General features: G+C 61.9%; 12 protein-coding genes. 5 read left to right on the forward strand and 7 right to left on the reverse strand.

What is annotated here, in order from left to right:
- Positions 1-14: 14 nt before the first annotated feature.
- From ACF8MC_RS16290 to ACF8MC_RS16305, 4 genes are read right to left on the reverse strand one after another with little or no spacing between them, the layout of a single operon-like run.
- A complete protein-coding gene (locus ACF8MC_RS16290) occupies positions 15-1,283 on the reverse strand; it encodes an FAD/NAD(P)-binding oxidoreductase (protein ID WP_164104781.1) in 1,269 nt (422 codons plus the stop codon).
- Positions 1,276-1,536, reverse strand: a complete 261-nt coding sequence (locus ACF8MC_RS16295) for a (2Fe-2S)-binding protein (RefSeq protein WP_072269985.1) — start codon at positions 1,534-1,536, stop codon at positions 1,276-1,278. Before ACF8MC_RS16295 ends, ACF8MC_RS16290 begins: the two co-directional genes overlap by 8 nt.
- Positions 1,533-2,657, reverse strand: coding sequence for an FAD-binding oxidoreductase (locus tag ACF8MC_RS16300; RefSeq protein ID WP_103773891.1), 1,125 nt, complete (start codon positions 2,655-2,657; stop codon positions 1,533-1,535). The genes ACF8MC_RS16295 and ACF8MC_RS16300 overlap by 4 nt, the downstream gene beginning before the upstream one ends.
- Positions 2,657-3,604 (reverse strand): 4-hydroxyproline epimerase, encoded by a 948-nt coding sequence (locus ACF8MC_RS16305; RefSeq protein ID WP_101426773.1) that lies wholly within the window; start codon positions 3,602-3,604, stop codon positions 2,657-2,659. Before ACF8MC_RS16305 ends, ACF8MC_RS16300 begins: the two co-directional genes overlap by 1 nt.
- Positions 3,605-3,993: 389 nt before the next feature.
- Between ACF8MC_RS16305 and ACF8MC_RS16310 the strand changes: the two genes are divergently transcribed.
- From ACF8MC_RS16310 to ACF8MC_RS16330, 5 genes are all read left to right on the forward strand, one after another.
- Positions 3,994-4,848: an AraC family transcriptional regulator gene (locus tag ACF8MC_RS16310; protein ID WP_033637947.1), complete on the forward strand. Its 855-nt coding sequence runs from the start codon at positions 3,994-3,996 to the stop codon at positions 4,846-4,848.
- Between the two features lie 208 nt (positions 4,849-5,056).
- Entirely contained in the window at positions 5,057-5,977 is a 921-nt protein-coding gene (locus tag ACF8MC_RS16315) for a dihydrodipicolinate synthase family protein (protein ID WP_164104780.1), read from the forward strand.
- Between the two features lie 54 nt (positions 5,978-6,031).
- On the forward strand, positions 6,032-7,648 hold the full coding sequence (locus tag ACF8MC_RS16320; RefSeq protein WP_103773890.1) for an aldehyde dehydrogenase (NADP(+)): 1,617 nt from the start codon (positions 6,032-6,034) through the stop codon (positions 7,646-7,648).
- A 44-nt stretch (positions 7,649-7,692) separates the two neighbouring features.
- Positions 7,693-9,258 (forward strand): APC family permease, encoded by a 1,566-nt coding sequence (locus tag ACF8MC_RS16325; RefSeq protein WP_033646537.1) that lies wholly within the window; start codon positions 7,693-7,695, stop codon positions 9,256-9,258.
- A gap of 19 nt (positions 9,259-9,277) precedes the next feature.
- Complete coding sequence (locus ACF8MC_RS16330) at positions 9,278-10,291, forward strand: Ldh family oxidoreductase (RefSeq protein WP_164104779.1); 1,014 nt, start codon at positions 9,278-9,280, stop codon at positions 10,289-10,291.
- A 45-nt stretch (positions 10,292-10,336) separates the two neighbouring features.
- On the opposite strand, the gene ACF8MC_RS16335 is transcribed toward ACF8MC_RS16330, so the two are convergent.
- From ACF8MC_RS16335 to ACF8MC_RS16345, 3 genes are all read right to left on the reverse strand, one after another.
- Positions 10,337-11,017 (reverse strand): hypothetical protein, encoded by a 681-nt coding sequence (locus ACF8MC_RS16335; RefSeq protein WP_033637942.1) that lies wholly within the window; start codon positions 11,015-11,017, stop codon positions 10,337-10,339.
- 177 nt (positions 11,018-11,194) lie between these two features.
- Positions 11,195-11,623, reverse strand: coding sequence for a universal stress protein (locus tag ACF8MC_RS16340; RefSeq protein ID WP_033637941.1), 429 nt, complete (start codon positions 11,621-11,623; stop codon positions 11,195-11,197).
- A gap of 181 nt (positions 11,624-11,804) precedes the next feature.
- Positions 11,805-12,521 (reverse strand): LuxR family transcriptional regulator, encoded by a 717-nt coding sequence (locus ACF8MC_RS16345; protein ID WP_164104778.1) that lies wholly within the window; start codon positions 12,519-12,521, stop codon positions 11,805-11,807.
- Between the last annotated feature and the right edge of the window lie 273 nt (positions 12,522-12,794).

Here is a 12,794-nt window from a genome sequence, read left to right on the forward strand (position 1 = left end):
GCCCGCTAACCCATTCAGCCGTCGTCGTCATCGCCAAGCAGCCCCAGCGCAACCAACGTTTCCGCTCTGACCGGCGTTAAAGGCACACGCGGCGGCGGCAAAGGCCAGCCAAAAAGCTGCCTCGCCGCCGTCGCACAAACTTTACCCTGACATGCCCCCATGCCACAGCGGCTGCCCAGCTTGGCCGTGTGCCAATCCGGTTGATGACGCACCTGTTCCAGCATGACGTCTTCACAGCGGCACAGCAGCGTTTGTGGTTTGGCCAGCGAATCCAAGCGCTCATCGATAGCGAAGGCACTGGCCGCCGCCGTGGCGAAACGCCGCCATCGCCGCCGCTGCGCCGCCAGGCGATCCGCCTTTTCCTGCTGCCCGGTGGCAGCATAACCGGCGATGGCGCCCTCGGTGAGCGCCAATTCACTGCCGCCGATGCCGGTACATTCCCCAGCAGCAAAAATTTGCACCTGGCTGGTTTGCTGCCAATGATCCACCGCTACGGCGTCGTGTTCTATCCGACACCCCAGCAGCATCGCCAACTCAATGTTCGCCACCAGACCAAAACCGCAGGCCAACCTGTCGCAGGCGATCGTTCTTTCCCGCCCGCCGTTATTGACGCGCACCGCGGTTAAACGTTCTTGCCCCAACGCCGCCTGCACCCGGCTACCGGCACGGTAACGATGCGGCATCAGAGAAAACGCCTGACGCAGCTTGCCTGGCCAACGCCACAGGCCGCCGGCGAACGCCGCCAACCGCCAAAGCGGCGCCTGCTCAGCCACCAGTACCACCTCGCCTCCGGCCTGTTTCACGCTGTTCGCCACCGCCAACAGCAGCGGCCCGCTGCCGGCTATCACCACTCGCTCGCCGCGGATAGCCAACCCCTGCTTGATTTGCGCCTGTAGACCACCGGCGCCAGTCACCCCCGGCAGCGTCCAGCCGGGGAACGGCAGCAGAAGTTCACGCGCGCCATTGCATAGAATCAGCTTTTGATAGCGAATCACGCCGCAGCCATCGGCGTCTTCATATGCCAATCGGTTAGCGCCACACTGCGCCACCAGCTTGCAACCGGGCTGCAGCGCAATATTTTCCTTCGTCGCCACCGCCTGCCGATAGCGGTTCGCCGTTTCAGGCAAAACCACCTGTGGCCCATCGCGCCAAATTTGCCCGCCGGGATGCGGATTATCATCAATCATTCGCACCTGGCCACCGCTTTCCGCCGCGGCCAGCGCCGCCGCCATGCCGGCCGGCCCGGCACCGACGATCAGCACCTCACAGTCTAAGTTACTCATCATCGCTCCTCTCAATGCGCATGCCGGATTGGCACAGCGTTTGGCACGCCAGGCGACGCAGACCGTTAATGGTCACACGGCATTCCTGACAAACGCCCATGCCGCAAAAGGGAGCGCGCGGTTGATGTGAAACAGACAACCGACAACGATCGTCGCCGCACAGGCTGAGCGCCGCAGCAACGCTGAGACCAACCGGCACCCGGCGGTGCTCGCCATCGATGCTCAACGTGATCGTGTTTTGTCTTTCATTCATACAGGCAGCTCCTCGGCGGCAAACGCCCGCGCCGCCAAATACGGGGAATCGTCAATCTCCGGCGTTTGCCGGCCGATCTGCGCAGCGATCAGCGCAGCGCTGCCGAGGGCGGTCGTGACGCCCAATCCCTCGTGCCCCAGTGCCAGCCACAGCCAGGAATGCCGTGGATGCGCGCCCAACAGCGGCAGCCCGTCGGCGGAGGCGGCGCGCAGCCCGGTCCAGCAGCGAATGATGTTCATCTGCGCCAGTGCGGGCAAGAAATGCTGCGCACGCGCAAGCATCGCCGCCAACAGCGGCATGTCCAACACCGAATCGACGGCGCCGAACTGGCGAGAAGAACCGATCAGCCATTGCCCGGTGGGCCGTGCCTGCACATTGAATGCCACCGACGTGCCGTCGCTGGCATGCGCGCTGGCCCCATACCCCAACTCCACCAGTTGATGCCGCACCCGCGGCGGGTAGCGATCGGTGATCGCCAGATGGCCCTTTTTGGCGTACAGCAAAGTCTGCGGCAATAGGCCATTGGCCCCAAGGCCGCAGGCCAGGAGCACCACCGGCGCGGCCAGGCGCCTGCCGTCCGCCAGCCGCACGGCTCCCTCTTCCAGCGCTGCCGCTTCGCCGTGCACCACGTCGATTGCCGCACCACCGTCGGCCAACAGCCAGCGAGCCGCGAGCGGCGCATACAGAATGCCGTCGCCCGGCACCCGCAGTCCGCCGGCCAGGCCGTGCCGCAGCATCGGCTCCATGGCGGCGATCTGTTCCGCCGTCAGCAATTCCGCGGCCACACCCTGCTCCGCCAGCCGCACCCGCTTTTGCTCGGCGATGGCCATTTCATCCGCTTTATCCGCCAGCCATAGCGTTCCGCAGCCGCGCCAGGCACACGCTTGCGGCATGCGCCCCGTCACTTCACGCCATAACCGCAGCGAATAAGCGCTCAACGCCAGCTCGGCCGGATTATCGTCCATGCACACCAGATGCCCCATGCCGGCGGCGGTGGCGCCGGCGCGGCGATCGTCCACCACCGAGACGCGATAGCCTTCCCGCGCCAACCGCCAGGCGCAGGCGGCGCCGATGATGCCGGCGCCGACCACGATGACATCGGCTCCCCGCTCGGCGCCCATCAGCGTATTCCCCAGACGAAGGGATCGCGTTCGTCGAGCAGCAGCTGGCTATCGGCGCACACGTAGGCCTGCCCGCGAATAAAGGGGGCGATGCGATCGCCTTTCCAACGATAATAGGCCTGGAATTCGCTGCCGATCACGCTGGCCTGCCGCCACTGCGTGTCCGGCGGCAGTTTGCCGTCCGCCGCCAGACACGCCAGTTTGGCGCTGGTGCCGGTGCCGCACGGGGAACGATCATAGGCTTTACCGGGGCACAGCACGAAGCTGCGGCTGTCGGCCTGCGGATCGTCACCGAACAGTTCGATATGGTCTATCGCTCCGCCGTCTTCACCGTGAATGCCCGCCAGTTCCAACGTCTGCCGCACCGCCCAGGTGAACGCGGTCAACGCCTCCAGATTTTGTTTATCGATGGGCAACGGCGACTCGCCGATCAGGAAGAACCAGTTGCCGCCCCAGGCGATGTCACCCGTCACCGGCCCGTAACCCGCCACCTCAAGCCGCACCTGGCGGCGGTAACGATAAGCCGCCACGTTCTCTACCGTGACGCTGCCGTCCTCGTGCAGCGTGGCGTTTACCGGGCCGACCGGGGTCTCTATCAGGTGACGCCCGGCGTGGATGCGCCCCAGGTGCGCCAGCGAAGCGATCAGCCCGATAGTGCCGTGCCCGCACATGCCCAGATAGCCGCTGTTGTTAAAGAAGATCACCCCGGCGGTGGCCTGTGGCGAGCAGGGTCGGCACAGCAACGCCCCCACCAGCACGTCATTGCCGCGCGGTTCGAGCATCACCGCGCAGCGCCAATCATCATAATGTTGCGCGAAGCGCGCCCGCCGTTCCGCCATGCTGCCCGCGCCGAGATCGGGAAAACCTTCCACGATCAGGCGGGTCGGCTCTCCGCCGGTATGAGAATCGATCGCCCGCAAAGCGGTGATATGCGCAGAAAGTGCCATCGGCGTCTCCTGAGTTAATGAGATGTTACCAATAGCGTTAGCCTGAACGAATGTGGGCTTAACGGCTTGATGCGTTTCGGCGCGGCGAATGAAGAAATCAGCATAGTGACAAAAGTCAGGCCTGACGCGTTGCGGGCATGATATTAACGAATGCCATAACAATAACTTATTTATCATGGCGTTACTTTCATGCTAAATCTCCGCATGACGAGAAACGCCGCAGTTTTCAAGCAACCGCCACGCGCCGTCCGGCAAAAGTATGCGGCAATCCGCATATTTGGCAGGTGGCCGGAAATAGCGCTTGATTCGTTACAGAAAAGTTAATATTGATGCGAAGACATCAACCTGACCCGCCTGTTTTCCCGGCTAACGACCGAAAAGGGACTGCTATGAGATCCACTTCAGACTATCAGCCTCCGGTTTCTCTCTCGCCGCCTTCACTCGTGGGGCTGCCGGAGCAGGAGGACGTTTTTGCCGTCGAACATCTGTCACGCCTGTGCGACGGGCTGGCGCAGCAGCGCCCGAACAACCTGCGCGATCTGCTGAATACGCTGGCGCTGATCGCGCCGTTGCTGAACGCGATCCCCAACGTGGTGTTCTTTATCAAAGACGCCCAGGCCCGCTACCTGCTGGCCAACCTCACGCTGGCCAGGCGCTGCGGTTTCAAAACCGTCACGCCGCTGCTGGGCAAGACCTCCGCCGACGTTTTTCCCGCTCAGCTCGGATCCGGCTATACCGAACAGGATCTGCGGGTATTGCGCCACGGCGTGCTGATCCAGGATCAGCTGGAAATGCACCTGTACAACGGCCGAGAAACCGGCTGGTGCCTGACGCAAAAGCTGGCGCTGTATGATGCGCAGGGAAAAATCATCGGTATGGCGGGTATTTCTCACGATCTGCAGGAGGCCAGGGCCAATCACCCGGCCTACCAACGGCTGGCGGCGATCGACGTACACATCCGCCGCCACTATGCCCGGCCGATCGCGCTTGAGGAGCTGACGGCACTGACCGGGTTGTCGGTGGCGCAGATCGAACGCTACTGCAAACGTATCTTCCACCTCACCCCGCGCCAGATGATCCATAAAGTGCGGCTGGAAAAGGCCACGGAACTGCTGGCCGGCGATCTGCCGATCACCGACATCGCGCTGCAGTGCGGCTACACCGATCACAGCGCCTTCAGCCGTCAGTTCAAAGCGATGACCGGCTCCACGCCGCGCGATTTCCGCCTGACGCTTTCCGCTTAACGCGCTGATTTATCTGGTTACCCCCCTCTTTTCACGGTGCGCCGGCGCCCAGATTTTTCACGCCCGCGTTCCGCCGGCATTGTGCCAATTTCGTCGCGGCAATCGGCGAAAAGCGTCAAGCCTCCCTGCGCAATACCGGTCAATCTGTCGGTGAGCCTTACCAAAGATTCACTTTTCATTAACACTTACGGACGACAGGACAAAGACGATGAGCCATAAAGCCATAAGCTGGAGCGGCGTATTCCCGGCGGTGACGACCCAGTTCCGCAACGATTTCTCTCTGGATCTCGACGCCACCCATACGGTGATCAAAAACCTGGTGCGCGACGGCGTCTCCGGCCTGGTGGTGTGCGGCACCGTCGGTGAAAATACCTCAATGACGGTGCAGGAAAAGCTGGCGGTGATCGAAGTGGCGAGAGACGCCGCCGACGGTAAAGTGCCGGTGATCGCCGGCATCGCCGAGTTCACCACCGCCTTCGCGCAGAATATGACGCGTGAAGCGCAAAAGGCCGGCGTCGACGGGATTATGGTGATGCCGGCGCTGGTCTACTCCGCCAAGCCGCACGAAACCGCCGCGCATTTCCGCAGCGTCGCCGGCGCGACCGACCTGCCGATCATGGTCTACAACAACCCTCCCATTTACAAAAATGACGTCACGCCCGACATCCTGACCTCGCTGGTCGACTGCGAGAACATCGTGTGCTTCAAAGACTCGTCGGGCGACACCCGCCGCTTTATCGATCTGCGCAACGAAGTCGGCGATCGCTTCGTGCTGTTCGCCGGGTTGGACGATGTGGTGCTGGAAAGCATCGCCGTCGGCGCGCAAGGTTGGATCTCCGGCATGTCCAATGCCTTCCCGCGCGAAGGGGAAACCCTGTTCCGGCTGGCGAAGGAAAAACGCTATGAGGAAGCATTGGCGCTGTACCGCTGGTTCATGCCGCTGCTGCACCTCGATGCCCGCCCTGACCTGGTGCAGTGCATCAAGCTTTGCGAGCAGCGAGTCGGCCGCGGCAGCGCCGTCACTCGTCCGCCGCGCCTGGCGCTGCAGGGGGAAACGCTCAGCGAGATCAACGCCATGATCGATAAAGCGCTGGCCACTCGCCCGGCGCTGCCGAACGTCGGCCTGTAACGCCTTCACCGCCCGGCCATGCCGGGCGTCATGCTTTCTCTACCGGGGGAACCGATGCCCAACGCTCGCTATGCCGCCATCAGCGGCCAACAATTTATCGGCGGCCAGCGCCGCGCCGAAGGGGAAGCGGCGCTGCTCAGCCTGCGCGCCGACGACGGTCAGCCGACCGGCTACCGCTTCCACCAGGCCACGGCGGCAGAAACCGCCGCCGCCGCCGAAGCCGCCGCCGCGGCTTTTGCGCCCTATTCGCAGCTCAGCGCGGAACTACGCGCTAACTTTCTCGACGCCATCGCCGAGGAGATAGACGCGTTGGATGATGTTTTCTTCGCCTTCGCCATGCAGGAAACGGCCTTGCCCCAGGCGCGGTTGAGCGGCGAACGCGCCAGAACCAGCGGCCAGATGCGGCTGTTCGCCACGCTGCTGCGGCGCGGCGACGTCGAGGGCGTGCGCATCGACTGCGCGCTGCCGCAGCGTTCCCCCCTGCCGCGCCCCGATCTGCGTCAATACCGCACGGCGCTCGGCCCGGTGGCGGTCTTCGGCGCCAGCAACTTCCCGCTGGCGTTTTCCACCGCGGGCGGCGACACCGCCGCCGCGCTCGCCGCCGGCTGCCCGATCGTGTTCAAGGCGCACAGCGGCCATATGATCACCGCGGAGCTGACCGCTCAGGCGATCGAGCGCGCACGCGAACGCACCGGGATGCCCGCCGGCGTCTTCAACATGATCTTCGGCAACCGCGTGGGGGCCGATTTGGTCCAACATCCGGCGATTCAGGCGGTGGGATTCACCGGCTCGCTGCAAGGTGGCCGGGCGCTCTTCGATCTGGCGACGCAACGCCCTCAACCTATCCCGGTCTTCGCCGAAATGTCGAGCATCAACCCGGTAGTGATCCTGCCCAAGGCGCTGGCGCGGCGCGAGCAGCGCATCGCGCAGGAACTGGTCTCTTCCTTCACGCTCGGCTGCGGTCAGTTCTGCACCAAGCCCGGCGTGATCGTCGCGCTGCGCGGCGCCGCCTTCGATCGGCTGACCGAAACGATGAGCGCCCTGGTCAACGCCGCCGAGCCGCAGCCGATGCTGAATGCCGGCACGCTGGAGCACTACCGTCACGGGCTGGCGGCCCTCGATGCCCACCCGGGTATGCGGCGTCTGGCAGGCCGCAGCGAAACGCCCGCTCTTCGCGCGGCGGCGCAGCTTTATCAGGCGGAGGGGGCGCTGCTGCTGCAGGCCGACCCTCTGCTGCAACAAGAGGTCTTCGGTCCGGTCAGCATCCTGGTGGCGATGGATGACGAAGCGCAGCTGCATGCGGCGCTGGCGGCATTGCAAGGCCAGTTGACCGCCACGCTGCTGGCGGACGACGACGATCTCGCGATGGCCGCCGGGCTGACAACCCTGTTGGCGCGCAAAGCCGGTCGGGTGCTGTTCAACGGGTATCCGACCGGGGTGGAGGTGTGCGACGCCATGGTGCACGGCGGCCCTTATCCGGCCACCAGCGACGCGCGCGGCACCTCGGTAGGCACGCTGGCCATCGAGCGTTTCCTGCGGCCGGTCTGTTTGCAAAACACCCCCGCAGCGCTGTTGCCGCCGGCGCTGCAGGACGCCAACCCGCTCAACCTGCTACGGCTGGTGAACGGCGTTTACACCCGAGATCCCCTGGTTTCACCTGCCCAAAATTAGCCCGGCCGCATCTGCCTGCCACTCAATAACAAAAGGGTAATACCATGACAACCCAAGGCAAATTCAAGAAGCAGCTTACGCTCACCGATCTGACGTTCATCGGTCTGGGCGCCATCTTCGGCTCCGGTTGGCTGTTCGCCGCCAGCCATGTCTCCTCCATCGCCGGCCCGGCCGGCATCTATTCCTGGCTGATCGGCGGCCTGGCGGTGCTGCTGCTCGGCATCGTCTACTGCGAGCTGGGCGCCGCCCTGCCGCGCGCCGGCGGCATCATTCGCTATCCGGTATTCTCACACGGCGAACTGATGGGTTATCTGCTGGGATTTATCACGCTGATCGCCTTCTCCAGCCTGATCGCCATCGAAGTCGTCGCCGCCCGGCAGTACGCCGCCGCCTGGTTCCCGTTCCTCAGCCAGCCGGGTTCCGGCGACCCGACCCCGGTCGGCTGGCTGGTGCAGTTGGCGCTGCTGTGCTTTTTCTTCGCGCTCAACTATTACAGCGTCAAAACCTTCGCCAAATCCAATAACCTGATTAGCGTGCTGAAGTTTCTGGTGCCGCTGCTGGTGATCGTGGTGTTGTTCAGCTTTTTCAAACCGGAAAACCTGCACAGCCAGGGCTTTGCCCCCTTCGGTTCCGCCGGCGTTGAGGCCGCCATTTCCGCCGGCGGCATCATCTTTGCCTACCTCGGCCTGACGCCGATCATTTCGGTCGCCAGCGAGGTGCAACGGCCGCAGCGCACCATTCCCATCGCGCTGATCCTGTCGGTGGTGCTGTCCACCATCATCTATGTGCTGCTGCAGATAGCGTTTCTCGGCAGTATCCCCAGCGAGATGCTGAGCGGCGGCTGGGCCGGCATCAGCCAACAGTTCTCCCTGCCGTTCCGCGACATCGCCATCACGCTCGGCATGGGATGGCTGGCGTTTCTGGTGGTCAGCGACGCGATCGTTTCGCCGAGCGGCACCGGCAACATCTATATGAACGCCACGCCTCGCGTGATCTACGGTTGGGCGCGCGCCGGCACCTTCTTCAAACTGTTCACCCGGGTGGATGGCGACTCCGGCATCCCCCGCCCGGCGCTGTGGTTGACCTTCGCTCTCTCGGTATTCTGGACGCTGCCGTTCCCGTCGTGGGAAAAGCTGATCGGCGTGGTGTCCGCCGCCCTGGTGCTGAGCTACGCCATCGCCCCGGTCACCGCCGCCGGGCTGCGGCGCAATGCGCCCGATATGCCGCGTCCGTTCCGGGTGCGCGGTTTCTGCGTGCTCGGCCCGCTGTCGTTTATCATTTCGGCGCTGATCGTCTTCTGGTCCGGCTGGGACACCGTCTCCTGGCTTCTCGGCTTGCAGATCCTGATGTTCTTCATCTACATCCTGTTCAAGAATCAGGTGCCGACCCATGCCGTTAGCCTCCGGCAGCAAATTTGGTCCTCGCTGTGGCTGATCGTCTTCTATGCGCTGGTGATCGGGCTTTCCTATCTCAGCAGCTTCGGCGGCATCGGCGCTATTGCCCACCCGTGGGACACTCTCACCATGGCGGTGATTGCGCTGGCGATTTACTACTGGGGCGCCTATACCTGTTTACCCCAGGCCAATTTTATCGGCGATGAAGAAGAATGAACTCGGGGAGGACATCGAAATGACATCCATGCACGTGCTGTCGCTGGAACAGGCTTATCAACTGGCGTTGCGTACGCTGCGCAGCAACGGTTTCAATCAGGCGCATGCCGAGGCGGTGGCGCAAAATGTCACCCAGGGCGAACGCGACGGCTGCGCTTCTCACGGGCTATACCGGCTGTTGGGCTGCGTGCGATCGCTGCGGGCAGGCAAGGTCTCTGCCGATGCGATGCCCAGGTTGTTCGACCAGGCGCCGGCCATCTTGCGCGCCGACGCCGGCGGCGCGTTTTCCCTGCTGGCCTACCGCACCGCTCTGCCGGTCTTTATCGAGAAGGTGCGCGCCAATGGCATCGCCGCGCTGGCGATCAACCGCTGCGTGCATTTCTCCGCGCTGTGGGCCGACATCGAACCGCTGACCGAACAGGGGTTGGTGGCCTTGGCCTGCACGCCCAGCCACGCGTGGGTGACGCCGGCCGGCGGTTCGCGACCGCTGTTCGGCACCAACCCCATCGCTTTCGGCTGGCCGCGTGCGGATCGGCCGCCGTTTTTGTTCGACATGGCCACCAGCGCGGCGGCGCGCGGCGAAATCGAACTGCATCGCCGCGCCGGCACCCCGCTGCCTGAAGGCTGGGGCATTGATAAGGCGGGCAATCCGTCCACCGATGCCGCCAGCGTGCTGGAGGGTGCAATGCTGACCTTCGGCGGGCATAAGGGCTCGGCGCTGGCGGCGAAGGTTGAATTGTTGGCCGGGCCGCTGATCGGCGATATGACCAGCAAGGAATCGCTGGCCTATGACGACGGCACCGGTTCGTCGCCTTACGGCGGTGAGCTGATCATCGCGTTGGATCCCGAGCGTTTTCTCGGTGCGGATAAGGCGAAATATTTCGCCGGAGCAGAGGCGATGTTTGCCGATATGCAGGCGCAAGGCGCACGCATCCCCGGCGAACGCCGTTATCGGCAGCGGCGCCAGAGCGAGCAATACGGCGTGGAAATCCCCAGGACGTTGTACGACGAAATCGTGGCGCTGTGCGATTAGCGCCGGGTTAATGCCCCGCGCCGGCAACCCGGCGCGGGGAAAGGCTTATCCTGCCTGAGCCAGATCGCTGTGCAGGCGCTTGCGCCACACCGGTTTGGTGTCCCAGCGGGCAAAGTGTTTCGCCTCTTTACCCGGCTGCACCTGATGCCACATATCTTCTTGCCACCGGATCGGTTCCTTTCCTCGCAACGTTGGGCGGGTCTGTTTAATCGTCCGTTGCAAGACGCCCGCTTCCTCAGCGGTAATGGGCGGCGCCTGTCTGGCGGCATCCAGCGCCCGGCTTCCCAACGGCGCCATCACCTGATACAACACGTTGACCTGCTGCAGCGTCGCCTGCTGATTAGTGCTCATCCCCTTACCCGACCAACCGTCGAAGTTTTCACCGGGATCGTCCCCCTGCGCGCGATACTCATTACCTGGCCCCTCGACGATATTCCATCCTTGCCAGGTCACCAGAGTGTGTAATCCATCGCGATCCTGCAGGTTTTTATTCTTGATCTGTTTGAGCACTTCGGCGCGGTTTGGCACACCGATCAGGTTCATAAACTCGTCCAGCGCGTCCCAATGCTGCCCCGCCACCAGACCATTCCAGACATTACGCAAACAGTTCCAGGGAATGGTGTGATGCCAGGTCAGCGTAATAAGCGGTTTGGTTGACGCATGTTGCCAACGGCTCGGTTCACTGCCCCGATCGCCTCTGATAATCCCATCGACTTCTAATGGCATAGCTGCCCCTCTTCTGGCTGAGATGAAGAATATGCGCAAGGCCGGTGGCCCGGTTGGCATAAAAACGTCAGCTAAAATCGTAGCAGCTCAGGCTGAGATGGCAATAAAGCGCAAGGCACGCTCTGCTGCCGGCCGGCAACCGCAGAACGCGCCCGAAAACGGTGGGCTTAAGACGGATTATCTGACCACCATTACCGAAATATTGGCATGGCGAACGATAGCGGCGGCGTTAGACCCCAGCAGATAGGTTTTCACGCTCGGGCGACGCGAACCGATGATGATAAGATCGGCGTCGATCTCTTCCGCCAGTTCCAACACCTGATCGCGTGCAGAGCCGAAGCTGACGGTGTAATTGAGGCGATCCAACGGCAGATCGATTTCCGACATGATTTTCTTCAGTTTATCCACCGCCTTCACTTCCGCCTGATTCTCAAACTCCTTGAGACCGAACGAATAGGCAGTAACAAAAGCCGAGGCATCCGGTAGCGCATGGAAGAAATGCACTTTAGCGCCGGACAGCTTCGCCAAATATTCCACATGCTTCAGCGCATGCTCAGTCAACAGATCCTCTTCAATATCGATCGGCACTAAAATAGTCTTGTACATATCACGTCCTTTCTATGTAAACCGGGTGCCTACAGAATACTGCCGCGCACGGCGGCGGTGAATCGCTTTATCACGCTTTTGTGATCGGGGGGTAAATACTGAATAAGGACAGCTCTTAATTTAACAAAATATAAACATCACGCCGATAACGGATAGGGACTTAATTATTTATTACTCAAGATTAAATCAGCTGCAAATAAACCGCTTTGGCGGTGGCGGCGGTTTTATTAGCGACAGAAAGTTTTTTAATCGAGTTGCCGATATGGAAATTGACCGTGCGCTCGCTCACCCCCATCAACAGCGCGATCTCTTCCGCCGTTTTCCCTTCGCTGCACCAGCGTAGGATGTCTTTTTCGCGCAGCGTCAGCACATCTTTTATCGCGTCGTCGTTCACCGAGATCAAGGCTTCACGCAGCGTTTTATGGGCGGTTTGCGCCAGCCAAAGGAAGAAGGTTTCATTTACTGCGCGCGCTTGCGGCGTTTGCTCGGGTAGCGCTTTGCCGGCAAACGTCAGGATCCCCAGCCGGCCATAGCAATCCTTGACCGACTGCGACCAACCGGCGCACAGGCCGAACTGCGCCATATGCCGCCAAAGCAGCGGCCGCTCGTGATAAAAGCTTTCGTCCCACTGAAACTGCAGCGTGGAATGGTGAGCGCGCTCAATAACCGGATCCTGCAAATACACCCGCTGCCGCCGATAATCTTCGAGATAGTTCGCTGAAAAATTCCCTTCGATCAGCATCTTGGGGCGGCTGGCCGGATAACAGGAAAACACGATGTAGGAGAAATAATCAAACCCCAACGCCTCAGCGCAGGGCCCCAGCTGCGTCAGAAAACGTTCGCGATCGGCCAGGCTGCCAATCACCTCCGCCATGAGCCGTTGAGTGCGGGTATCCATAACGCAGGTTCTCCAGATAGCGATGCCGATTTATCGATAGGTCAGACTCACTATAGAATATCGCCGTCCGGCGTCAGTAGCCGTTTCATATAATAAAAAATACCAACGCTATAACGAAAACAGCTATTCCCCTTAAAATAAGCCTTTTTATTGCGCCGCACAGGAAAACTACGCGAATAGCATAATATCCTCGGCGCGTAAACCTGTCATTTCTACCGTTAGACAGCCAGGGCACCGCCAATTACTTTCCAGACAGGCACCCGGTGCCGCCGT

Source organism: Serratia sp. LACPHL-BACT-2024-00286, from assembly GCF_043109535.1.
Taxonomy (GTDB): domain Bacteria; phylum Pseudomonadota; class Gammaproteobacteria; order Enterobacterales; family Enterobacteriaceae; genus Serratia; species Serratia sarumanii.

Bases quoted from the DNA above. Each gene is read 5' to 3' on its own strand.
- ACF8MC_RS16325 (WP_033646537.1), top strand. From the start codon at position 7,693: ATGACAACCCAAGGCAAATTCAAGAAGCAGCTTACGCTCACCGATCTG.
- ACF8MC_RS16345 (WP_164104778.1), bottom strand. From the start codon at position 12,521: ATGGATACCCGCACTCAACGGCTCATGGCGGAGGTGATTGGCAGCCTG.
- ACF8MC_RS16300 (WP_103773891.1), bottom strand. From the start codon at position 2,657: ATGGGCGCCGAGCGGGGAGCCGATGTCATCGTGGTCGGCGCCGGCATC.
- ACF8MC_RS16310 (WP_033637947.1), top strand. From the start codon at position 3,994: ATGAGATCCACTTCAGACTATCAGCCTCCGGTTTCTCTCTCGCCGCCT.
- ACF8MC_RS16305 (WP_101426773.1), bottom strand. From the start codon at position 3,604: ATGGCACTTTCTGCGCATATCACCGCTTTGCGGGCGATCGATTCTCAT.
- ACF8MC_RS16290 (WP_164104781.1), bottom strand. From the start codon at position 1,283: ATGAGTAACTTAGACTGTGAGGTGCTGATCGTCGGTGCCGGGCCGGCC.
- ACF8MC_RS16330 (WP_164104779.1), top strand. From the start codon at position 9,278: ATGACATCCATGCACGTGCTGTCGCTGGAACAGGCTTATCAACTGGCG.
- ACF8MC_RS16335 (WP_033637942.1), bottom strand. From the start codon at position 11,017: ATGCCATTAGAAGTCGATGGGATTATCAGAGGCGATCGGGGCAGTGAA.
- ACF8MC_RS16295 (WP_072269985.1), bottom strand. From the start codon at position 1,536: ATGAATGAAAGACAAAACACGATCACGTTGAGCATCGATGGCGAGCAC.
- ACF8MC_RS16320 (WP_103773890.1), top strand. From the start codon at position 6,032: ATGCCCAACGCTCGCTATGCCGCCATCAGCGGCCAACAATTTATCGGC.
- ACF8MC_RS16315 (WP_164104780.1), top strand. From the start codon at position 5,057: ATGAGCCATAAAGCCATAAGCTGGAGCGGCGTATTCCCGGCGGTGACG.
- ACF8MC_RS16340 (WP_033637941.1), bottom strand. From the start codon at position 11,623: ATGTACAAGACTATTTTAGTGCCGATCGATATTGAAGAGGATCTGTTG.